The 22862-nt window shown below is 74.7% G+C and carries 18 protein-coding genes; 12 read left to right on the top strand and 6 right to left on the bottom strand.

The window, feature by feature from the left end:
• Window positions 1-9: 9 nt before the first annotated feature.
• The 4 genes from FB476_RS01260 to FB476_RS01245 all read right to left on the bottom strand — a co-directional run bounded on the left by FB476_RS01260 (window position 10) and on the right by FB476_RS01245 (window position 5283).
• Entirely contained in the window at window positions 10-828 is an 819-nt protein-coding gene (locus tag FB476_RS01260) for an NUDIX hydrolase (protein ID WP_238329499.1), read from the bottom strand.
• A gap of 10 nt (window positions 829-838) precedes the next feature.
• On the bottom strand, window positions 839-2545 hold the full coding sequence (gene paaN, locus FB476_RS01255; RefSeq protein ID WP_141817175.1) for a phenylacetic acid degradation protein PaaN: 1707 nt from the start codon (window positions 2543-2545) through the stop codon (window positions 839-841).
• Window positions 2546-2623: 78 nt separating this feature from the next.
• A complete protein-coding gene (locus FB476_RS01250; protein WP_141817174.1) occupies window positions 2624-3532 on the bottom strand; it encodes an MSMEG_6728 family protein in 909 nt (302 codons plus the stop codon).
• Between the two features lie 50 nt (window positions 3533-3582).
• Window positions 3583-5283 carry an ABC-F family ATP-binding cassette domain-containing protein gene (locus tag FB476_RS01245; protein WP_141817173.1) on the bottom strand — a complete coding sequence of 567 codons (1701 nt, stop codon included), beginning with the start codon at window positions 5281-5283 and terminating at the stop codon, window positions 3583-3585.
• Between the two features lie 233 nt (window positions 5284-5516).
• Between FB476_RS01245 and FB476_RS01240 the strand changes: the two genes are divergently transcribed.
• Genes FB476_RS01240 through paaK form a run of 3 tightly spaced genes read left to right on the top strand, consistent with a single transcriptional unit; the run spans window position 5517 to window position 8596 of the window.
• On the top strand, window positions 5517-6806 hold the full coding sequence (locus tag FB476_RS01240; RefSeq protein WP_141817172.1) for a 3-hydroxyacyl-CoA dehydrogenase NAD-binding domain-containing protein: 1290 nt from the start codon (window positions 5517-5519) through the stop codon (window positions 6804-6806).
• Window positions 6803-7240, top strand: a complete 438-nt coding sequence (gene paaI / locus FB476_RS01235; protein ID WP_238329498.1) for a hydroxyphenylacetyl-CoA thioesterase PaaI — start codon at window positions 6803-6805, stop codon at window positions 7238-7240. The genes FB476_RS01240 and paaI overlap by 4 nt, the downstream gene beginning before the upstream one ends.
• Before the next feature lie 42 nt (window positions 7241-7282).
• Window positions 7283-8596: a phenylacetate--CoA ligase PaaK gene (paaK, locus tag FB476_RS01230; protein WP_141817171.1), complete on the top strand. Its 1314-nt coding sequence runs from the start codon at window positions 7283-7285 to the stop codon at window positions 8594-8596.
• A 256-nt stretch (window positions 8597-8852) separates the two neighbouring features.
• Here the strand turns inward: paaK and FB476_RS01225 are convergent, their stop codons facing one another.
• Entirely contained in the window at window positions 8853-9647 is a 795-nt protein-coding gene (locus FB476_RS01225; protein WP_141817170.1) for a hypothetical protein, read from the bottom strand.
• A complete protein-coding gene (locus FB476_RS01220; protein WP_141817169.1) occupies window positions 9644-10177 on the bottom strand; it encodes a SigE family RNA polymerase sigma factor in 534 nt (177 codons plus the stop codon). Before FB476_RS01220 ends, FB476_RS01225 begins: the two co-directional genes overlap by 4 nt.
• Before the next feature lie 227 nt (window positions 10178-10404).
• Between FB476_RS01220 and FB476_RS01215 the strand changes: the two genes are divergently transcribed.
• From FB476_RS01215 to FB476_RS01175, 9 genes are all read left to right on the top strand, one after another.
• A complete protein-coding gene (locus tag FB476_RS01215; RefSeq protein ID WP_141817168.1) occupies window positions 10405-13971 on the top strand; it encodes an FtsX-like permease family protein in 3567 nt (1188 codons plus the stop codon).
• The gene (locus FB476_RS01210) at window positions 13968-16754 is read left to right on the top strand and encodes an FtsX-like permease family protein (RefSeq protein WP_141817167.1); all 2787 of its coding nucleotides are present in this window, start codon (window positions 13968-13970) and stop codon (window positions 16752-16754) included. The genes FB476_RS01215 and FB476_RS01210 overlap by 4 nt, the downstream gene beginning before the upstream one ends.
• A gap of 18 nt (window positions 16755-16772) precedes the next feature.
• Window positions 16773-17792: an ABC transporter ATP-binding protein gene (locus tag FB476_RS01205; protein WP_141817166.1), complete on the top strand. Its 1020-nt coding sequence runs from the start codon at window positions 16773-16775 to the stop codon at window positions 17790-17792.
• Entirely contained in the window at window positions 17789-18538 is a 750-nt protein-coding gene (locus FB476_RS01200) for an ABC transporter ATP-binding protein (RefSeq protein WP_141817165.1), read from the top strand. Before FB476_RS01205 ends, FB476_RS01200 begins: the two co-directional genes overlap by 4 nt.
• On the top strand, window positions 18528-18854 hold the full coding sequence (locus FB476_RS01195; protein ID WP_141817164.1) for a hypothetical protein: 327 nt from the start codon (window positions 18528-18530) through the stop codon (window positions 18852-18854). The genes FB476_RS01200 and FB476_RS01195 overlap by 11 nt, the downstream gene beginning before the upstream one ends.
• A 54-nt stretch (window positions 18855-18908) precedes the next feature.
• On the top strand, window positions 18909-19931 hold the full coding sequence (gene galE, locus FB476_RS01190) for a UDP-glucose 4-epimerase GalE (RefSeq protein WP_141817163.1): 1023 nt from the start codon (window positions 18909-18911) through the stop codon (window positions 19929-19931).
• A gap of 69 nt (window positions 19932-20000) precedes the next feature.
• The gene (locus FB476_RS01185; RefSeq protein WP_141817162.1) at window positions 20001-20381 is read left to right on the top strand and encodes a BlaI/MecI/CopY family transcriptional regulator; all 381 of its coding nucleotides are present in this window, start codon (window positions 20001-20003) and stop codon (window positions 20379-20381) included.
• Window positions 20382-20389: 8 nt separating this feature from the next.
• Window positions 20390-21304: a M56 family metallopeptidase gene (locus tag FB476_RS01180; RefSeq protein ID WP_141817161.1), complete on the top strand. Its 915-nt coding sequence runs from the start codon at window positions 20390-20392 to the stop codon at window positions 21302-21304.
• Between the two features lie 75 nt (window positions 21305-21379).
• On the top strand, window positions 21380-22846 hold the full coding sequence (locus tag FB476_RS01175; RefSeq protein ID WP_141817160.1) for a cytochrome ubiquinol oxidase subunit I: 1467 nt from the start codon (window positions 21380-21382) through the stop codon (window positions 22844-22846).
• Window positions 22847-22862: the final 16 nt, after the last annotated feature.

The raw sequence follows: 22862 nt of genomic DNA, 5'->3' as shown, positions 1-22862 counted from the left end.
GGAACGGCGTCAGGCGCGAGGCAGGCCGTCCTCGAGGAAGACCGTGCCCGCGCCCTCCCGGGCAGCGCCCAGCACCGAGACGAGCATCCGGTGGACGTAGGGGGCGACGTGGTCCTCCGCCTCCTCCGGCGTGCACCAGTGGACGGCCCGCAGCTCGCTGGGCTGGAGCACGACCCGGTCGAGCAGGTCGGGGTGCCGGCCGAGGTCGAAGACGAGGAGCAGGGCGTCGGTCCACTGCTTGTAGGGCGGCAGCCAGTCGACCGCCAGCAGGTCGCCGACGGGCAGGTCGACGCCCAGCTCCTCCTGCACCTCGCGCTCCAGGGAGGCGACCGGCGTCTCGGCGGGCTCGGCCACCCCGCCGACGAGGTCCCAGTCGCGCTTGTAGGTCAGCTCGCACAGCAGCACCCGGCCCGCACCGTCGCCGACGAGCCCCTGCACGATGAGCCGCTTGGTCGGCAGCGTGGCGTCGAGCATGCCCAGGAAGGCCGCCGGGGTCCCCGGCGGTGGGTCGTCGTGGAGCCGGGCCAGGCGCAGCAGGTCGTGGGGCGTCCCGTCGTCCCCGACCCCGCGGCCGCGGGCGCGGCCCTCGGGGCGCATCCCGGCGCGCTGCAGCACGCGCCGCACCGGGTCGTCGGGGTGCACCTCGGCCTCGACGCGGTGGTGCCCGGCGGCGAACGCCTCCTCGACCGCGGCGGTCACCGCGGCGAGCGCCGCGTCGTCGTCGCCGGCCCCGAGGTGCTCGAGGCCGGCGAGGCTGACGACGCCGGGCTGCTCCGGGCGGACGCGCAGGTGCGGTCCGCCCGGGCCCGACGGCCTACCTCCGGGCACCACCGACGCGTCAGACGTGCCGGCGGCTGGTGATGACCCGGAAGCGGGCGGCCACGAACGCCGCGTCGGCGTAGGCCGAGTTGGCGGCCGGGTTGGCGCCGGTGCCGTGGAAGTCGGAGAACGCCGCGGTCTGGTTGACGAAGACCTGGCCGGTGAGGTTCTCCGAGAGCGCCACGCCGGCCTCGGCGGCCGCGTCGCGGGCGGCGTCGAGGACCTGCTCGTCGGTGGAGTAGACCGCGGCCGTCATGCCGCCGTGCTCGCGGACGGTCTCGGCGAAGCGGCGCAGCGACTCGGTCGTGTCCTGCGTCCTGACGACGAAGGCGACCGGGCCGAAGCACTCCTGGGTGTAGGCCTCGGTGTTGTCCGCCTCCACCGCGATGAGCGCGGGGGTGCGCACGACGGCGTCGGGGTAGGTCGGGTGGGTGACCGGACGGGCGTCGAGCACAACCTCGCCGCCGAGGCGGGCGGCCAGGGCCGGGACGTCGGTCGCGCGGGAGCGGACGTCGTCGTTGACCGTGGCACCGAGGATCTCGACGGCGCGCGCGTCGTCGGAGGTGAAGCGGGTGATCGCGCCGGCCAGCTTCTCGGCGAACTCCTCCGCGGACAGGTGGCCCTCGTCGGTCTGCACGCCGGTCGCCGGGACGTAGACGTTCTGCGGCGCGGTGCACATCTGCCCGGAGTAGAGGGAGAAGGAGAAGGCGAGGTTGCCCAGCATGCCCTTGAGGTCGTCGGTGGAGTCGACGACGACGGTGTTGAGGCCGGCCTTCTCGGTGTAGACGAGCTTGCCCCGGGCCGCCGCCTCGGTCTCCAGCCAGTGGCCGAAGCCGGGGCCGCCGGTGTAGTCGATGATGCGGACCGCGGGGTCGAGGGCGAGGTCCTTGGCGAGGGTGCCGCCGTCCTCCTCGGGCGCGAGCTGGACCAGGGCGCGGTCGAAGCCGGCCTCCGCCAGGACGTCGCGGGCGATGGCGGTCGTCAGCGCCAGCGGCAGCACCCCGCGCGGGTGCGGCTTGATGACGACCGGGTTGCCGGTCGCCAGGCTGGCGAAGATGCCCGGATAGGCGTTCCAGGTCGGGAAGGTGTTGCAGCCGATGACCAGCGCGACACCGCGGGGCACCAGGCGGTAGTCCTTCTGCATCCGGATCGGCTCGCCCTTGGCGGGCTTCTCCCAGGTCACGGACGCGGGGATGCGGCGCTGCTCCTCGAGCGCGACGACCACGGCCTCCAGCGCGCGGTCCTGCGCGTGCGGGCCGCCGGCCTGGAAGGACATGACGAACGGCTGGCCGCTCGTGTGCATGACCGCGTGGGCCATCTCGTGGGAACGCTTGTTGATGCGCTCGATGATCTCGACGCAGACGGCGGCGCGGACCTCGGGGCCGGCGTCGCGCCAGGCCGGGATCGCGGCCTGGGCCGCGGCGATGGCGGCGGGGACGTCGAGCTCGGGGTAGCGCACCCCCAGGGCGGGACCGTAGGGGCTGCGCTCGGAGCCGACCGTCCGGCCCGTGGTGGGCTGGTCGGCGAGGGCGGTGAAGTCGCTGTTGAGGACGGCCTCGTGGGCCGCCTGCCCGTCCTGCGGGGCGGTCTCGCCGTAGACGCGCGGGCTCGGGGACTCGGGGTAGCGGCTGTAGTAGCTGCGCTCGCGCAGCGCCTGCGTGGCGGCGTCGAGCGTCTCGCGGTGGGCTTCCAGCAGCGGATGCGTGGTGGTGGTGGGAACGGCCATGGGTGCCAGCCTACGAGGTGGCTCCCGGCCGGTCCCCCCGGCTCCGTCCCGGCCTCCCGGCGCCGCCGCCGGACCGCTTCAGGGTCGGTCCGCGACGGCGGGGTCGAGGTCGACCGCGAAGAGGGCGCGCGGGTCCTGCAGGGTCGCCGGCCGCAGCGCCGAGGTCCGGGGCACGACGCGCTCCCAGCCCACGGTCCGCCGGTGCGGCAGCGGCCCGCGGCCGGTCCAGGCGTAGTCGCCGGTCACGGTGCCGAGCAGCAGGGCCGTGCCGTCCTGGACGGGCAGCGCCACCCGGTCTCCGGGGGCGACCTCGTCGAGGAAGGTCACGAGCTGGCGCAGGTCCTTGGCCCGGCGCCGGCCGGTGCGCTCCCTGGCCAGCGCGGCGAGCTCGTCCGGGCCCAGGCCGCTGGCGTCGAAGTCCACCCCCGACTGGCTGCCGAGGCCGACGACCCCCTCCGAGACGCAGACACCCACCTCGTCCTCGTAGCGCGGCCGGACGACCCACACCCTCCGACCCTGCGGCGGCTCGGGGACGGGCGCCCCGTCCGGGCCGGGCCAGACGTAGGGCAGGTCGTCGGGCACGTCGGGGAAGAGCGGGCCGTAGAACTCGGGGTCCTTGGCTATCAGGTTGGAGCGGTGCGAGCGGTGCAGCTCCTCGTCGCCCAGCCAGGCCGGCAGCAGTCCCGCGCGGGCCAGCTCCTCCTGGGGGACGTCCACGACCTCCGGCGCGAACTCCGCGATGAGCGGCGCCGTGCTGTCCGCGTGGCCGCGCTCACGCCATACCCGCACGGTGGCGAGGCCGTAGGCCACGAGCGCGGGGGTGTGCCCTCGCCACATGAGCGTGACCGGGTGTGAGGTCCAGCCGTAGTCGGGCAGCTCGAGGGCACGGAGCACCTGGAGGGTCTCCACCCGCTGCTTGCCCAGGCGGGGGCCGTCGAGCAGGCGGGCGCTCTCCTCGAAGTCGGGGACGGGCAGGAAGGTCTGCACCCGGCCATCCTTCCCGCTGGGGTCGCCGCGCGCGCGGTGGTCGCGCCTCCCTACCGCGCCCGGCGCACCCGGCTCTCGTCCCAGACCGGCTCGTCGGCCTCGTAGACGCGGCCGTCGGCCCCGAGCACGAGGAAGCGGTCGAAGCCGCGGGCGAACCACCGGTCGTGGGTCACGGCGAGCACGGTGCCCTCGAACGACCGCAGCCCCTCCTCCAGCGCCTCGGCCGAGTGCAGGTCGAGGTTGTCGGTCGGCTCGTCGAGCAGCAGGAGCGTCGCCCCGGACAGCTCCAGGAGCAGGATCTGGAAGCGCGCCTGCTGACCGCCGGAGAGGCTGTCGAAGGTCTGCTCGGCCTGCCGCGCCAGCTCGTAGCGGTCGAGCACCCGCGCGGCCTCCTCGCGGGTCCGTCCGCGCCGGTGGTCGTCGCCGCGGTGCAGGATCTCCAGCAGCGTGCGGCCGGCCAGCCCGTGGCCCTCGTGGGTCTGGGCGAACCAGCCCGGCCGGACCCGGGACCCCAACCGCGCCACCCCGGTATGCCGTACCTCCGGCGGGTGCACCTCGCCGACCGGCCGGTGCTCGACGTCGGGGTCGCTGCCGCCGGCCGCGAGCAGCCGCAGCAGGTGCGACTTGCCGGAGCCGTTGGAGCCGAGGACCGCGACCCGTTCGCCGTACCAGACCTCCAGGTCGAAGGGCTGCATCAGCGGGTCGCCGCCGTCGGGCCCGAGCAGCTCGAGACGCTCGCAGACGATCGCCCGCTTGGCGGTGCGGCCGCCCGTGAGGCGCATCGTCACCCGCTGCTCGGTGGCGACCTTCTCGGGCGGGCCGGCCTCCTCGAAGCGGCGCAGCCGGGTCTGCGCCGCCTGGTAGCGGGCCGCCATGTCGGCGTTGTAGGCCGCCTTCTGCTTGTACATCAGCATGAGCTTGCGCAGCTTGGCGTGCTCCTCGTCCCAGCGCTTGAGCGCCTCCTCGAGCCGGGCGTTGCGCTCCTGGCGGGCCTGGTGCCAGGTCGCGAACGAGCCCGGGTGCGTCCAGGCGGTCGCTCCCGCGGCACCGGGCTCGAGCGTGACGACGCGGTCGGCGGCGCGGCTGAGCAGCTCGCGGTCGTGGCTGACGAGCAGCACCGTCTTGGGCGTGGCCCGCAGCTGCTCCTCCAGCCAGGTCTTGCCGGGGACGTCGAGGTAGTTGTCGGGCTCGTCGAGGAGCAGCACCTCCTCGGGCCCCCGCAGCAGCGCCTCCAGCACGAGCCGCTTCTGCTCGCCGCCGGAGAGCGTGGCGACGGCGCGCCACTGGGCGCGCTCGAACGGCATACCGAGGGCGGTCGTGGTGACCTCGTCCCAGCGGGTCTCCTGCTCGTAGCCGCCGACGTCGCCCCAGTCGACGAGCGCCTGGGCGTAGGCCATCTGCGCCGGTTCGTCGTCGACCTCCATGATCGCCAGCTCGGCGGCGTCGAGGGCGCGCGCCGCGTCGGCGATCGCCGGCGGCGCGACGGAGACGAGCAGGTCCCGGACGGTCGAGTCGTCCCGCACCGAGCCGACGAACTGGCGCATGACGCCCAGCCCGCCGGTGCGGGTCACCTGCCCGCCGTGCGGCTCCAGCTCGCCGCCGACGATGCGCAGCAGCGTGGTCTTGCCGGTGCCGTTGGGGCCGACGAGGGCGACGGTGGCGCCCTCCCCCACCCGGAAGCTCACCTCGTCGAGCAGCGGCCTGCCGTCCGGGAGGACGTAGGAGATCGAGGTGACGTCGAGATGGCCCACGGACGTCGATGCTCGCAAGGTCGGCGGGTCCGTGTCCACGGGATTGCGGCGCGGCGGACGGAGGAGGGACGGCCCGGCGGCGACCGGGCGGACGCCACCCGGGACGCGCGGTACCGCCTAGCCGCTCCCACCTGCGGCTCCGGTGGACGTAACGTCAATCGACGGCGTGGCGCCGTCCGTGCTCCCCCTGCCCGGCGGTCGTGTCTCATCGACAGCGTGCGAGAGTGACGCCCATGAACGACAGCCCGGAGAACCCCACCCCGGACACCGCCGGCGACCCCGGCTCGGCGCACAGCCCCCTCGTCGGCACCCCCGCGGACCAGCTCGCCGTCGCCGTCATCGGCGCCGGTGCCATGGGCAGCGGCATCGCCCAGGTGGCCGCCCAGGCCGGGCACCCCGTCGTCCTCGTGGACGCCCAGCCGGGCGCGGCCGAGAAGGGGCTGGAGAAGATGGCCGGGGCCTTCGACAAGCTCGTCGCCAAGGGGCGCGTGAGCCGCGAGGACGCCGACGCGACGCTCGGGCGCATCCGCCCGCTGACGACCGCCGACATGACCGCGGTCCCGCCGGTGGGGCTCGTCGTCGAGGCCGTCGTCGAGCACCTCGACGTCAAGCGCCAGATCTTCCGCCAGCTCGAGCAGACGCAAAGCCCGACCACGGTGCTCGCCACCAACACCTCCAGCCTGCCCATCGACGGCATCACCGACGAGGCATCCTCCGGCCACGACGCCGCGCTCCACGGCGGGACCTCGCCGCGGATGACGGCCCCCGGCCGGGTGATCGGGCTCCACTTCTTCAACCCGCCGCCGGTCATGCGCCTCGTCGAGGTCGTCGGCGGCGTCTCCTCCGACCCCTCGGTCCTCGAGGACGCGGCCGAGCTGATGCGCCGCTGGGGCAAGGTCCCGGTGCGCTGCACCTCGACGCCCGGCTTCATCGTCAACCGGGTCGCGCGGCCGTTCTACGGCGAGGCCCAGCGGATGGTCGAGGAGGGCGTCGTCGACCCGGCGACCGTCGACCTGGTGCTGCGCCGCGCCGGCTTCCGGATGGGCCCGATGGAGCTCACCGACCTCATCGGCCAGGACGTCAACTTCGCCGTGGGCGAGTCGGTCTGGCGCCAGACGGGCGAGGACCCCCGCTACGCCCCCACCGAGATCCAGCGCAACCTCGTCCGCGAGGGCCGCCTCGGCCGCAAGACCGGTCACGGCTTCTTCCGCTACGACGAGTCCGGCACCCCGGTCGACGCCGTCCCGGACGAGGAGCTCGCCGACCGTCTCGTCGGTGGCCCGGTCGCCACCGACCCGGTGGCCCGCACCATCGCGATGCTCGTCAACGAGGGCGTCGACCTGGTGGCCCGCGGCGAGGCCACGGCCGAGGACGTCGACACCGCGATGAAGCTCGGCACCAACTACCCCAAGGGTCCCTTCGAGTGGCTGGCCGAGATCGGCGCGGACACCGTCCGGGCCCAGCTGGCCGAGCTCGACGCAGCCTTCCCCGGCGGGCGCTACCGCGCCAGCGAGGCGCTGTGAGCGGCGCCCCGGACCTCACCCACGTCCGCCGGATGTGGGACGAGGACCGCGCCTCGGCCGGCCTGGGCATCGAGCTGCTCGACGTCGGCGTCGACACCTCCGGGGACCGGCCGCTGGGCTCCGCCCGCGCCCGGATGACGGTCACCGGGACGATGGTCAACGGCCACGAGATCGCGCACGGCGGGCTGATCTTCACGCTGGCGGACTCGACCTTCGCCCTCGCCTGCAACGCCACCGGCAGCACCACGGTCGCGGCCGGCTGCGACATCAGCTACGTCACCGCGGCCCGGCTCGGCGACGTGCTCGTCGCCGAGGCCCGCGAGCGCGTCGTCTACGGCCGCAGCGGCATCACCGACGTCACGGTGACCCGCGAGGCCGACGGCGCGGTGATCGCCGAGTTCCGCGGCCGCAGCCGCACGCTCCCCCAGCGGTGAGCGACCTCATACCCCAGCACTGAAGGACCAGGAGGAGCACCCATGGCACTGCCGGAGATCGATCCGCGGCCGGACCTGCACGACGAGGCGGAGAACTGGTCGGTCGACCAGCTCCGCGCCGTGCAGCTCGAGCGGCTGCAGGACACGGTGCGTCGCGCCTACGAGGGCGTGCCGCACTACCGCCGTCAGCTCGAGGAGCGCGGGGTGCACCCCGACGACATCCGGAGCCTGGACGACATCCGTCTCCTGCCCTTCACGACCAAGGCCGACCTGCGCGACAACTACCCCTTCGGGATGTTCGCCGTGCCGCGCGAGCAGTGCGTCCGCGTGCACGCCAGCTCGGGCACGACCGGCCGGCCGACGGTCGTCGGCTACACCCAGAAGGACATCGACACCTGGGCCGGGCTGGTCGCGCGCTCGCTGCGGGCCGCCGGCGTGCGCCCGGGCAACATGGTGCAGGTCTCCTACGGCTACGGCCTCTTCACCGGTGGCCTGGGTGCGCACTACGGGGCCGAGCGCCTCGGCTGCACCGTCGTGCCGATGAGCGGCGGCCAGACCGAGAAGCAGATCCAGCTCATCCAGGACTTCCAGCCGGACGCGATCATGGTCACGCCGTCCTACTTCCTGTCGATGGTCGACCACGTCAAGGAGAAGGGCCTGGACCCGGCCGAGACCTCGCTGCGCATCGGCGTCTTCGGCGCCGAGCCGTGGACCGAGGCGATGCGCGCCGAGATCGAGCAGACCTGCCAGATGCACGCCACCGACATCTTCGGCCTCTCCGAGATGATGGGCCCCGGCGTCGCGCAGGAGTGCGTCGAGACCAAGGACGGGCTCACGCTCTGGGAGGACCACTTCTACCCCGAGATCCTCGACCCGCTGACCGACGAGCCGGTCGCCGACGGGGAGGAGGGCGAGCTGGTGCTCACCGCGATGACCCGCGAGGCGATGCCGGTGCTGCGCTACCGCACCCGCGACCTCACCCGGCTGCTGCCCGGCACCGCCCGGCCGTCGATGCGGCGCCTGGCCAAGATCACCGGCCGCTCCGACGACCTGATGATCGTGCGCGGCGTCAACGTCTTCCCGACCCAGATCGAGGAGATCGTCCTCGCGGTCCCCGGCCTCACGCCGCACTTCCAGTGCGTGCTCACCCGCCCCGGCCGCCTCGACCAGCTCACGGTCAACGTCGAGGCCGCCCCCGGCACCGACCCGTCGACCTTCGACGGCCTGGCCCGCCACGTCTCGCACGAGATCAAGTCCCGCATCGGCACCAGCGCCCAGGTCGTCATCCTCGCCGAGGGCGGCGTCGAGCGCTCCGTCGGCAAGGCCCGCCGGATCGTCGACAAGCGCGACCACTGACCACGCCCGAGGCCTGAGGCACGCCGGCACCCCTGAGGGGTCCGGAGACGACTGTCGCGGATCGTCGATCACCCGCTGATCGACGATCCGCGATCGTCGGTCGCCACCGGGGGTCGCGTGCGGCTGCCCGGTCGACCGGACAAGGTTGTGCCGCTGATGCGCAGGCGGCGAGCACGTCTGGGCGGCACAACCTTGCCCGAGGCGGAGGCAGCCACGTCCGACCGGCACAACCTTGCCCGCGGCGGAGGCCGGCCCCTCAGCGACCGCCGACGGGGCAGGCCGCGCGCACCAGCTCGTAGTGGCCCTGGGCGGCCGCGGCGGTCCACGGGTGCCAGGACGGCATCCACTCGCGGGCGAACCGGTCGACGAACTCCTCGGCCGGCGGCGCCTCGTCGACCGGCAGGCCCTGGGCGCGCACGCAGTCGGCGGTCGCGACATATCCGTCGTAGACGTCGCGCAGCGCCTCGGCGGCCGGCGGCGCCACCTCGCCGTCGACGATGGCGATCTCCACCGGGGGCAGCCGCATCATGAGCTCGACGTCGCAGGTGCCGGTGTCGCGGGAGTACTCGCCCGCCTGCGCCCCGCGCTGGGTCGCGCTGAGCGTGGAGCCGGTGACGACCACCGTGTAGCCCCGGGCCTCCAGGCAGGCCGAGCGCAGCTGCGCCCAGACCCGCTGCGTCTCGGCCGACGCGGCCACGGGGACGTCGTCGTCGGACGAGGCGTCGGGAACCGTCTCGACCAGTGCCGGACCGGACCCGTCGTCGACCGCGGGAGCGGGCGCCGGGGCGGACGAGGTCGCCGCCGGCACCACGTCGTCGCCCGTCGACGGGGCCGCCAGCATCCCGACCGGCCCGAGCAGCGCCCACGCGAGCGCGGTCGAGCCCGCGGCGACCGTCCCGCCGAGGCCACCGATCGTGGCCCGCCGCCGGCGCACCCGCCGCCCGCGCATCCACGTCGTCTCGGCCAGCCCGTCGGACGGGGCGACCCCGGTGGAGGCCACGTCGAGGGCCCGGCGCAACCTGTCGGGCACGGGTCCGTCCAGCTCGCTCACGGCTCGTCCCCTTCCTGGTCCAGGGCCGGCACCAGCCGGCGCAGCGTGCGGATCGCGTCGCTGGCCTGGCTCTTGACCGTGCCCCGCGCGATGCCGAGGGTCTCGGCGATCTCCTGCTCGGACAGGTCCTCGAAGTAGCGCAGCACCACCACGGCCCGCTGCCGCGGCGGCAGCAGCGCCAGCGCGGACCGCACGGCGGCGCCGTCGAGCCAGCCGGCCGTGGCGTCGGGGGCGGTCAGCGTCGACAGCACGCCCTCGGGGTCGTGGTGGTCCACGAGCCGCTCGCGGCGGACGCGCCGCCATCGGGAGACGGCGTCTCGGTAGAGGATGCGTCGCACGTACGCCTCCGGGGCCTCGTCGCGGAGCCGCTCCCACCGGCTGGCCAGCTTGACCAGCGCCTCCTGGACGAGGTCCTCGGCCAGGTGGTGGTCGCCGCAGATCAGGTAGGCCGCCCGCAGCAGAGCGTCCTGCCGCGCCCGGACGAAGGCGACGTAGTCGGGACCTGTGCCCGTGCCCGTGGTGCGCGTCATCGACTCTCCATGTCGGTGGCCTACCTCCTCAACGCACCGGACCGGCCCCGCGGTTGGGTCGCCCTGCCGACCTTCTTCTCGGATCCGTTCCCCGACCGACCCAACCACACCGGGGGCCCGCTGCGTTGGGGAGGTATGACGTCGCGCAGGGACAGGCGGTCACGATCCGGTCACACCCGTGCCCGGCTCGTTGCCGTGCCCCGGGGGGCGTGCCTAGGGTCCGCCCCATGACGTCGTGGTGGGGCTGGGCCCTGCGCCGGGCCCGGGCCTCGACAGGACTGCTCCTCACGCTCCTGCTCCTGGTGACCGCGACGACCGCGATCCTGGCCGGGGCCGTCGGCTACTCCGGCGCCGCCGCGACCACCGCCGCCCGCGAGGCGCTGACCGGCGCCGTCCCCGACGAGGCCGGCATCCGCGTGCAGACCCGCGAGGGTGCCGACCCGCAGGCCCAGGACGCCGCGGCCCGGGCGCGCATCGACGAAGCCTTCCGGCCTGCCCCGGTGAGCGTGCAGCGCACGGTCGTCACCCCGCCCCGCCCGGTCACCGCCGGTGGCGAGCGCCTCGACGGCTCACTCGTCGCCCTCGCGAGCGACTCGCTGACCGCGTCCGACCCCGACGCCGGTGATCGGGTCGAGATCGTCGGTGGTGGATGGCCCCAGGCCGGGGCCGACCCGGTGCAGGGCCTGCTCCACGCGGGCACCGCCGCCGACTGGGAGGTCGCCGTCGGCGACACGCTCGAGGTCGGCGGCACCGAGGTCGCGGTCGTCGGGCTGTGGCGGCCGGTCGACCCGGAAGACCCGTTCTGGTTCGGCGACCAGCTCGTCACCGCCGGCCGGGACGGCGACGACCGCGGCCCGCTCGTGGTCGCCCCGGGAGCGGTGGGCGAGCTCGTCGACGCGCCCTTCGTGCGCTGGACCGTGCAGCCGGACGCCACCTCGATCCAGCCGGCCGACCTGGCGCACCTGGCCTCCGCCGCGGAGAGCCTGCGCTCCTCGCTCAAGACGCCCGAGGTCGAGGTGCGCGGCGTCACGGTCGACGGCGACCTCGCCCCCACCGCCGCGACCGCCTCGCACAACCTGGCCACCGCCAACGCCCTCGGCGTGGTCCCGCTGTCGGTCCTCGCGCTCGTCACCCTGCTCTCCGTCACCCAGCTGGCCCGGCTGCTCTCCGGCACCCGCGAGGCGCAGGCCCAGCTGCTCGTCGCCCGCGGCGCCACCCGCACCCAGGTGCTCGTGACCACGCTCGCCGAGTCGGCCGTCGTCACGGTCGTGGGGTCGGCGCTCGGCGCCTTCGTCGCCTGGGGCGTGCTGCAGGCGGTCCCCGCCGGCGACGCCCAGGGCGGCCGGGTCCTCACGGTCGCGGCCGCCTCCGGCCTGGCCGTGCTCCTCGTCCTCAGCGCCGTGGCCCTGCTCCAGGTCTGGCGTCTCACCACCGGCGGGCGCGCCGACCTCTCCGGGCGGACGCGGGCGGCGACCGCGCTGGCCACGCTGGTCCTCGTGCTCGGCGCGGCCGGCATCGCCTGGTGGCAGCTGCGCCGGACCGGCTCGCCGCTCGTCACCCGCGAGGACGGCACGCTCGCGACCGATCTCGTCGCCGGTGCCGCGCCCGCGCTCCTGCTCGCGGCCGCCGCCGTGGTCGCGATGGCGCTGCTCGGCCCGATCGGCCGCGCCGTCGAGGGCCTGACCCGCCCGGCCCGCAGCGCCGCCGGCCACCTGGCGGCCGCGCAGGTCGCCCGGCGCCTGCAGGTCTACGCCGTGCCCGCCGTGCTCACCGTCCTCGCCGTCGGCGCGACGACGCTGGCCGGCCTCTACTCCGGCACTTCCGCGGTGCTGCGCGACAACCTCGCGGCGGTCGCGCAGGGTGCCCCGGTGCGGGCGACCCTCGACGAGCCGCCGCGCACGACCGGCGACGGCGTCGTGCCCCCGCCGCCCGCGCTGCCGACCGACCTGGAGGGCGCGGCGTCCGCCCCGGTGTGGCTGGACGCCAACGGCCGCCTGGGCGACCTGTCGGTGCCGCTGACCATGGCCTCCAGCGGCGAGCTCGCCGAGGTGGTCACGGCACCCGACCTCCCGGGCGGCGCCGCCCTGGTGCCGGTCGCCTCGCTGGCCCCGGAGGCGGTCGACCGCGACGGCGTGCCGGTCCCGGAGGACACCGACGAGCTCGAGGTGGCGCTCGACGTGGCCCTCACCGTGGACGAGCGCACCCTCGAGGGGCTGCAGCGCGGCTACGAGCAGACCGTCCAGGACGTCCGCGACGGGGTCTACGGCACGCCCGAGGAGGACGAGGAGGTCGCCCGCGACACCGCGCGCCAGGTGATGGACACCCTGCTGCTGCGCTCGCTCGGCCAGGTCGAGTGGCAGGTCACCCTGCTCCTCGTCGAGGAGGGCAGCGGGCTCTACCACCGGGTGGAGTCGGCACCCGTCGTCCTCGACCTGCCGCAGGTCCGCCCGCCGTGGGTCGGCCCCGACGCGGTCGAGGCGACCGAGGTCCCCGAGGGCACGGTGATCGACTACACCGAGGCCGACGTCCGGCAGGGCGGCGGCTCGGCGGAGCTGACCTTCACCTTCCCCGGGGCGGAGGGCACGGCATACACGCTGACGGGGGTGGAGCTGACGACCCCGCGTTCGTCCGGGGACTTCTTCGGCTCGCTGTGGCCCGACGTGGAGGCGAGCCTCACGGTGACCACGGCGGACGGCACGAGCCTGCTCGACGGGCCGACCGAGGGCTGGGGCTCGGCCGACGCCGGCACCCCCGCGCAGGTGGCCGAGGTCGAGGCCGAGAACGCCACCGGCCCCGATGCCGGACCCCTGGTCATCCTCCCGAGCGGCAGCGGGCTGGGCCACGTCGGCTCCCGGCCCGTCCCGGCCACGCTGGACACCGGGGCCGAGCGCTGGACGCTCACTGCCCGCACCGACCACCTCCTGCCCGAGCGGCTCACCGTCGGTCCCGGGCTCGGTCTGGACGACGGTGCAGCAGGCCGACCGGAGGAGGACGACACGGACCCGTCGAGCGAGGGCATCCCGGTGGCGCTCACGGCCGCGACCGCGCGCGCCGCGACCCTGCAGGTCGGCGACCGGGCCGAGCTCACGGCCTTCGGCACGCGCCTGCCGGTGCGGATCGCCGCGCTGGTGCCCGCGGTGCCGGGCTCGCTCGCCCCGCAGGCCGTCCTCGTCGACCGCGACGCCGTCGCGGCGCACTTCGCCGAGGTGGGCCGAACGCTCCCCTATCCGACCGAGCTGTGGGTGCGGCCCGCCGCCGGCACCGACGTCGAGGCCGCGCGGCCGGTGGTCGAGCAGCTCGCCGCCGTCGACGGGGTCGCCCTCGTCGCCGGTCCGGGCCGGGTCGCGGTCACCGACGCCACCAGCGCCGCCCGGCTCGTCTTCTGGGTCGCCTCGGCCGGCGCCGTGCTGCTCGCGGTCACCGGCATCGCCGCGGTCGCCGCCACCCTGCTCGGCCACCGCCGTCCCGAGGTCGCCGTGCTCCGCGCGCTCGGTATGCCGCCCGCCACCCAGGCGCGCTCGCGCGCCCTGGAGCTGGGCGGGGTGGTGCTGGCCTCGATCGTCCTCGGCCTCGGCGCCTCGTGGCTCGTCGGCCGGGCCGTGGTCGTCGAGCTGGCCCGCTCGACCACGCTGCCCGGGCAGGTCCGGCTGCCCGCCGCGCTCCTGCTCGAGCCCGGCCCGTGGGCGGCGCTGCTCGGCCTCGGCCTGGCGGCCGTGCTCGCCGTCGTGGTCGTCCAGGCCGGGCGGGTCCGGGCGCAGGCCCTCGACCTCGACTACCGAGAGGAGATCCGGTGAGCGGGCGGCACAGCGAGCGGGCGACGCGCGGGCGGGGCTACGGCGCGGCGGGCCTGGCCTGGCGCCAGTTCGCCTCCGACCCCTGGGTGTCCGCGGCCCTGGCACTGCTGGTCGGACTGGTGTCGCTGCTGGTCACCGCCGTGCCGCGTGCGCTGGAGGACGTCCAGGCCCGGCAGCTGGCCCAGGACGTCAGCAGCATGTCGGCCCTGCAGCGGGACGTCACCGGCACCTGGGGCACGACCGTGGAGTCGCCGGTCGTCCTCGACGCCTCGGGCCAGCAGCTGGACCCGTGGCAGGCCTTCCGCGAGGGGGCCGAGCAGGTGCGCCTCTCCCAGCCGGAGCCGCTGCGCTCGCTGCTGGGGCAGGCGCAGATGCACACCTACCTCACCCGGGACATCGACACGGTCCCGCCGATCGAGTCGACCTACTACCAGGCGACCATCACCGTGCACGCCGACCCGGACCTGCAGGAGCACGTCGAGCTGGTCGAGGGTGCCTGGCCGGAGCCGGGTCAGCCCGCGGCGACCGGCGCGCCCCGACCGGTCGCCGGGGAGCCGTCCGACCCGTCGACCACCGACCGACCGGTCGAGGTCGTCGTGCTCGACTCGGCCGCCGAGGAGCTGCACTGGGAGGTCGGCGACGAGATCGGCGGCGGGCTGGTGCTGGTCGGCACCTACCGACCCGTCGACCCCGAGGACCCTCGCTGGCAGCACGTCGTCAACGGCACGCGGATGGGGATCCTGGCCGACCCCAACCGCGGCGAGGCCGGGCAGGTGACCGCCTACGTCAGCCCCCTCAACCGCGGCAGCCTGGGCCAGCCCACCTCGGTGCGGACCGAGCTGTGGTTCCCGGTCGACCCGGCCAGGGTCACCACCGGTCGCGTCGACACCGTCCAGGTGCGCCAGCAGCTCACCCGGATGCTCGCCCAGCAGCACGTCGTGGTCCCGGCCGGCGACCCGTCCCTCGGCACCCTCGAGGGGCCGCAGGTGCCGTCCTTCAGCACCAGCCTGACCGGCGCCCTCGACCAGGTGGCCAGGCAGCAGCGGGCGACCGCCTCGCTGCTCGCGGTCGTCGCGGCCGGACCGCTCGGCGTGGCCGCCGCGGTCACCGCCCTCGGCGCCCGGCTGGTCGTGCAGCGGCGCCGCCCGGCGCTGGCGATGACCCTCGCCCGCGGCGCCAGCCCCACCCAGCTGCGCCGGCTGGTCGCGGCCGAGGGTCTGGCCCTCGGCGTGCCGGCCGCGCTCCTCGGGCACCTCGCCGCGCGCCTGCTGCTGCCCGGCCCCGGCCGCTGGTGGGAGTGGGCGCTCACGCTGGCCGTCGCAGTCGTGCCCGCCGCCGCCCTGGCCGCCTCGCTCGACGACGCCTCGCTGCTCCAGACCCGCAGCGACCTGTCGGCCCGGGGCCGCAGCCGCTGGCGCTGGGTGGTCGAGGTCGCGGTCCTCGCGCTGGCCGGCCTGGCGACCTGGCGCCTCCTCGACCGCGAGACGCGGGGCGACGACGCGACCGAGTCGGGCATCGACCTGCTCGCGGCCGCCGCCCCGGTGCTGCTGGCGCTCGCCGCCTGCGTGGTGGCGCTGCGCCTCTACCCGCTGCCGCTGGCCGCCCTGACCCGGGTGCTGCGCCGTCGGCCCGGCCTGACCCCCTTCCTCGGCGCCGCGCGGGCGCTGCGGGACCCGGCGGGCGGGCTGGTGCCGGCGCTGTCGGTCGTGCTCGGCACCTCGATCGCGCTCGTCAGCGCCGTCCTCCTCACCACCGTCACGCAGGGTGCCGAGACCGCCGCCTGGCAGGGCAACGGCGCGGCGGTCCGCGTGACCGGCCCGATCGTCGACGAGGCCTTCGTCGAGCAGGTCTCGGCGGTCGACGGGGTCACCGCCGTCGCCGGCGTGCGGGACCTGGGGTCGCGGCTCGACCTGACCGTCGGCCCGACCCACGAGACGCTGCGCCTGCTCATCGTCGACGACGGGCTGGACCTGGTGACGGCGCCGCCGTCCCTGGCCGAGGCCCCGCCCGCCGCGTTCTACGCCGAGGGCGGTCCGGTGCCGCTCGTCACCGGGGGCGACGTCACCGTGACCCCCGGGCGGGGGACGCTCGGCACCCTGCGCGAGCCGGTGGTCGTCGTGGGCCACCTCGACGAGCTCCCGGGCCAGCCGACCCCGGGCAGCTGGGCCATCGTCGAGCGCTCGCGGTGGGAGGCCGCGGGCAAGAGCACGCCGGCGGCCCGCACCGCCCTCGTCGGCGTGGCCGCCGACGCCGACCCGGAGCAGGTGGCCGAGGACATCCGCGGCCTCATCGGCGCCGGCGTCGTCACGACCGTGCAGCGCGAGCTCGACGAGTTCACCTCCGCACCGGTGACCACCGGCCTCACGCGCGCCTTCGTCGGCGCGGCGGCCGTCAGCGGCGTCCTCACCGTGCTCGCCATCGTCGTCGTCCAGCTCATGGGAGCCGCGGCCCGCACCCGGCTGCTCGCCGTGCTGCGCACGCTCGGCCTGGCCCCGCGCCAGACCCGGGCGCTGACCGCGTGGGAGCTCGGCCCGCTGCTCGTCACGTCGCTGCTCGTCGGCGCCGTGCTGGGCCTCGCCGTCCCGTGGGTGCTGGTCCGGGCCGTGGACCTGCGCGGCCTCACCGGCGGGCGTACCCAGCCCGCCCTCGCGATCGACCTGCCGACGGTCGGAGGCGTGCTGCTGGCCGTCCTCCTCACCGTCCTGCTCGCCATCACCGTCAGCGCCTGGCTCGCCGGGCGCACCAACCTCGCGCAGTCGCTGCGCGTCGGGGAGGAACGATGAACACCACGATGAGGTCCGATGAACACCACGACTGACCACGCTCCCGGCACCCCCGCCGGCGTCGTGCGCGAGCACGGCGGCCCCGACATCTGGTGCGAGGACCTGGTCCGCATCTACTCCACCGAGGGGGTGGAGGTGCAGGCGCTGCAGGGCCTCAACCTCGTCGTCGACCCGGGCGACGTCGTCGCGCTCGTCGGCGCCTCGGGCTCGGGCAAGTCGACGCTGCTGGGCATCCTCTCCGGCCTGGACCGGCCGACCGGCGGCCGGGCCCGCGTCGCGGGCGTCGACCTGCTGACGATGAACCGCGCCCAGCGGGTCGACTACCAGCGGCACGTCGTCGGCTTCGTCTGGCAGCAGACCTCCCGCAACCTGCTGCCCTTCCTCACCGCCGCCGAGAACGTCGCGCTCCCGATGGTCATCAGCAACCGGACCGACCGCCGCACCCGGGTCGCCGAGCTGCTCGACCTGCTCGACGTGGGTGGCTGCGCCGACCGCCGGCCCTCGCAGCTCTCGGGCGGTCAGCAGCAGCGCGTGGCCATCGCCACCGCCCTCGCCAACTCCCCCGCGGTGCTCCTCGCCGACGAGCCGACCGGCGAGCTCGACGACGCCGCCTCCGAGCAGGTGCTCGAGGCCATGCGGACCGCCGCCCAGGAGCTGGGCACCACGGTGCTCGTGGTCACGCACGACCCGACGGTCTCCGACCACGTCCGCCGCACGGTGCAGATCCGCGACGGACGGACCTCGACCGAGGTGCTGCGCCAGCGGGTCGTCGGGGCCGACGGGGTGGAGCGGGTCGTCGCCCGCGAGTACACCGTCATCGACCGCGCCGGGCGCATCCAGCTGCCCCGCCAGCACGTGCAGGACCTGGGCCTGCGCGACCGCGTGCGGATCGAGAAGGAGACCACCCACGTGCAGGTCTGGCCCGACGACCAGGACCACGGGCTGCCACCCGCCGGCGGGGACGACGCCGCCTCGCCGACGAGCGCCCCGACGACCTCACCGACCACCGCCCCCGCGAGCCCGGAGGACGCCCGATGAGCGAGCACGCCGCCGACCCGGCACTCCATACCCCCGTCCGGAGCGGTGTCCCGGTGCTGACCGCCCGCGGCCTGCACCGCACCTTCGGCAGCGGGGCGACCGCGGTGCACGCGCTGGCCGGGGTCGACCTCGAGGTCCCCGCGGCCCGCCTCACCGTGGTCCGCGGTCCGTCCGGCTCGGGCAAGACCACCCTGCTCAACCTGCTCGGCGGCCTGGACCGCCCCACGTCCGGCCAGGTCGTGCTCGACGACGGGCGGGTGCTCTCGTCCCTGCCGGAGCGCGACGTGCTGGCGGTGCGACGGGAGCGGATCGGCTACGTCTTCCAGAGCTTCGGTCTCGTCCCGGTGCTCTCGGCGGCCGAGAACGTCGAGGTGCCGCTCCGGCTGCAGCGCACCTCCCCCGCGGAGCGTTCCCGCCGCGTGGCCGAGGCGCTGGAGCTGGTCGGCCTGGCACGCCACGCCACGCAGCGCCCCTACGAGCTCTCCGGCGGCCAGCAGCAGCGCGTGGGCATCGCGCGGGCGCTGGTCTCCCGCCCCGACATCCTCATCGCCGACGAGCCGACGGGGCAGCTCGACTCCGAGACGGCGGCGACGATCATGGACCTGCTCGTCGAGCTCACGCACAGCCAGGGCATCGCCTCGGTGGTCTCCACGCACGACGCCGTGCTCATCTCCCGCGCGGACCAGCTGGTCGAGCTCCACGACGGGAAACGCGTGACGGTGGCACCATCGGAGGATGAGCACTGACGACACCCCCACCGTCCCCGTCCCCGACGGGGTCTCGGAGGGCGATCTCCCGCAGCCGGGAGAGTTCCCCACCACCCGCGTCAGCCAGGGCTACAAGCCCGAGCAGGTCGACGCGCTGATCGAGGACGTCTTCGACGCCGTGCGCACCGGCAGCCCGGCCCCGTCCATCGCCGACGCCAAGTTCGACGCCACCCGCGGGGTCCGCAAGGGCTACGAGGAGGAGGCGGTCGACGACTACCTCGACGAGCTCTCCGAGGCTCTCGGCCAGGACCCGACCCCCGAGCCGGACGACGGCACGACCACGGGGACCGAGTGACCCTCCCGACCACGGGCGTCCGCGTCCGCACCGACGCCACCTAGGCTTGCCCCCATGCGCGTCCTCGTGACCGGCGGAGCCGGCTACATCGGTTCACACACCGTCCTGCAGCTGGTCGCCGCCGGTCACGACGTCGTCGTGGTCGACGACTTCAGCAACGCCAAGCCCGCCGTCGTCGACCGCATCGCCGAGCTCGCGGGACGGCCCGTGCCCGTCCACGCCTTCGACGTCGCCGACCGCGAGCGCCTCGACGCCCTGCTGGGCGACCCCGACGCACCGGTCGAGGGCGTCGTGCACTTCGCCGCCTACAAGGCGGTCGGCGAGTCGGTCGAGAAGCCGCTGGACTACTACCGCAACAACGTCGGCGGCACGCTGGCGGTCGCCGAGGCGATGGTCCGCCACGGCGTGCGCCACCTCGTCTTCTCCTCCTCCGCCACCGTCTACGGCGCGGATGCCCCGGTGCCGATGACCGAGGACCTCCCGACGTCCGCGACCAACCCCTACGGCTGGTCCAAGGTCATGAGCGAGCAGATCCTGCGCGACCTGACCGTGGCCCACCCCGAGCTGCGGGTGGCGCTGCTGCGCTACTTCAACCCGGTGGGCGCGCACCCGAGCGGGCGGATCGGCGAGGACCCCTCCGACATCCCCAACAACCTCATGCCCTACGTCGCCCAGGTCGCGGTGGGGCGGCGCGAGAGGCTCTCGGTCTTCGGCGACGACTACGACACCCCGGACGGCACCGGCGTGCGCGACTACATCCACGTCGAGGACCTGGCCGCCGGCCACGTCGCGGCGCTCGCACGGATCGCCTCCGACGACCGCCCGCTGTCGGTGTGGAACCTCGGCTCGGGCACCGGCACCTCCGTCCTCGAGCTGGTCCGGGCCTTCGAGGAGGCCAGCGGCCGGCCGGTCCCCTACGAGATCGTGGCCCGCCGCCCGGGCGACGTCGCGGTCTCCTACGCCGACCCCTCGCTGGCCGAGCGGGAGCTCGGGTGGCGCACGACCCGCACCGTCCGGGACATGTGCGCCGACACGTGGCGCTGGCAGCAGGCCAACCCGCAGGGCTATCCCGACTGAGGGGCGACCCCGGACGGGGTGGGGACGGCTCGGCACGGCTACTACGCCGGGGCGTAGTAAAATCGGAGGATGCGCCAGCGAAGCACCTCTCTCGGCGACCTCGAGCGGGTCGTCATGGACACCCTCTGGTCCCACGGCCCCGCCCTGTCCGTCCGTGACGTCATGGACAACATGGAGGGCACCAAGGACCTGGCCTACACGACGATCATGACCGTCCTCGACCGGCTCGCGAAGAAGGGTCTGGCCGAGCGCGTCCGTGACGGCCGCGCCTGGCGCTACACCGCGGCGTCCTCTCGCGAGGAGCTCGCGGCGACCGCCCTGCGCTCGACCCTGGAGAACGTCCAGGCCGACCGCAAGCTGGCGATGATGCACTTCCTCGACGACGCCAGCCCCGCCGAGATCGACGACCTGCGGGCGGCCCTCGCCGAGGTCGAACGCCGTCACGGCTGACCGGACCCGTGACGGGCGTCGTCGTCACCGCGGCGCTGATCGTCGGCGCCCTCTTCACGGTCCTGCTGGCCCCCCACCTGCTGGCTCGCCAGACCTGGCTGCGCACCGCGCCCGGTGAGACCCTCTTCCTCTGGCAGGCGGTCTCGCTGTCCGGGGTCGCGGCCGCGCTGCTGGCCGCCCCCGTCGCGGCGCTGACCCTGCCGCACGACCGCCCGTGGCTGCGTTCGGCGGCCTACCTGCTCTCGATCCTCATGCTGCTGCGGCTGCTGGTCTCCGGGCACCTCGTCGGCACCGACCTGCGCCGACGCCGCGCCGAGCACCGCAATCTCATCGACCTCCTCGGCGAGCGCGTCGAGCGGCCCGGCGCCTGCGCCGAGGGGGTCGCGGTCATCGCCCGCGGCAACCCGACCGTCTACTGCCTGCCCGGCCGGCACGACCGGATCATCCTCAGCCAGGAGGCGGTCGACCGCCTCTCCCCCGAGGAGCTCGAGGCCGTGATGGCCCACGAGGAGGCCCACCTGCAGCAGCGCCACGACCTGCTGCTCGAGCTCTTCACGGTGCTGCACGAGGCCGTGCCCCGTCGGCTGCGGGCCGACGAGGCGCTGCGCGAGGCCAACCTGCTGGCCGAGGTGCTCGCCGACCGGGCCGCCGTCCGCCGGGCCGGACCGGTCGCCCTCGCCCGCGCCCTCGTCACGATGGCGGGCGGCGCACCCACCGGCGCCACGTCATACCCGAGGACGCCCCTGGGGGCGGTGGGGGCCGTCTCCGGCGGCGCCCAGGTGGCGGTGCGCCTGAAGGTCCTCGCCAGCGAACCGGCCGACCGCGTGCTGCGCACGGCGGTGCTGCTCACCGGGGTGGCGATGCTGCTGCTGCCGGGGGTGCTGCTCCTGCCGCTGCTGTGGGGTGCGTCACAGATCCGCTAAATCCGGCGGGAGCGCCTCCGGGACGGGGGTATCTTACGACTCGAAGTAGTACGTCCCGTTCCGTAGGAGTCGTCCGTGGACCCGTTGGACCTTGCACGGTGGCAGTTCGGCATCACGACCGTCTACCACTTCTTCTTCGTGCCGATCACGATCGGCCTGTCGTTGCTCGTCGCCGTCATGCAGACGGTGTGGATGCGCACCCGCAACCCGCAGTGGCTGCGGCTGACGAAGTTCTTCGGCAAGCTCTTCACCATCAACTTCGCCCTCGGCCTGGTCACCGGCATCGTGCAGGAGTTCCAGTTCGGGATGAACTGGTCGGACTACTCCCGCTTCGTCGGTGACATCTTCGGCGCCCCGCTGGCGATCGAGGCGCTGCTGGCGTTCTTCCTCGAGTCGACCTTCCTGGGACTGTGGCTCTTCGGCTGGGGCCGGATCCCGGAGAAGCTGCACGCCTCCTTCATCTGGCTGGTCCACATCGGCACGGTGCTCTCGGCCTACTTCATCCTGGCCGCCAACTCCTTCATGCAGAACCCCGTCGGCTACACCCTCAACGAGGCCAACGGCCGCGCCGAGCTGACCGACTTCGTCGCGGTGCTGACCAACCCGGTCCAGCTGGTCACCTTCCCGCACGTGCTGAGCGCGGCCTACATGACCGGCGGCGCCTTCGTGCTCGCCTTCGCCATCTGGCACCTGTGGCGCCAGGGCACCGCGCAGTCGGACAAGCCGATGTACCGCCGCGCCGCCAAGGTCGGCGCCTGGACCGTCCTTCTGGCCTCGCTCGCCGTCATCGTCTCCGGCGACTTCCAGGGCAAGGTCATGACCGAGGTGCAGCCGATGAAGATGGCCGCGGCCGAGGGCCTCTACGAGGACGTCCCCGAGGGCGTCGGCGCGCCCTTCTCGATCATCACCGTGGGCACGCTCGACGGCAGCGAGGAGATCTGGGCGGTCACCGTGCCCAAGCTGCTCTCCTACCTGGCGACCGGCTCGCTCGAGGGCGCGGTCGAGGGCATCGACCACATCCAGGAGCGCTACCAGCTCACCTACGCCGGCTCCGAGCTCACCGCCGTCGACGACTACCGCCCGGTCGTGCCGGTCACCTACTGGAGCTTCCGCCTCATGATGGGCCTGGGCTTCGTGGGTATGGCGATCGCCGCCGCCGTGCTCTGGGCGCTGCGCGGCAAGGGTGACGAGTCGGGCGAGACCCGCCTCGAGGGGAACGTCTGGTGGGCCCGCGCCGGTGCGGTGGTGCTCTTCCTGCCGCTGCTGGCCAACAGCTTCGGCTGGATCTTCACCGAGATGGGCCGCCAGCCCTGGCTCGTCATGGGCCTGATGACCACCCAGACCGGCGTCTCCCCCGGCACCACCGCCGGCGAGGTGCTCACCTCGATGGTCCTGTTCACCCTCGTCTACGGCGCCCTGGCGGTCGTCATGGTCATGCTGACGCTGCGCTACGGGCGCGCCGGGGCCGAGCAGGTCCCCGAGGACGCGTCCTACGACCCCGCGACCCGCTCCGAGGACGACGCGTTCGTCTTCACCTACTGAGCCCGCCGGCACGAAC

It is taken from the genome of Ornithinimicrobium humiphilum (genome assembly GCF_006716885.1).
Taxonomy (GTDB): domain Bacteria; phylum Actinomycetota; class Actinomycetes; order Actinomycetales; family Dermatophilaceae; genus Ornithinicoccus; species Ornithinicoccus humiphilus.
Note: the sequence above shows the minus strand (reverse complement) of the source record. Positions and strands in the feature narration are given on the sequence as shown.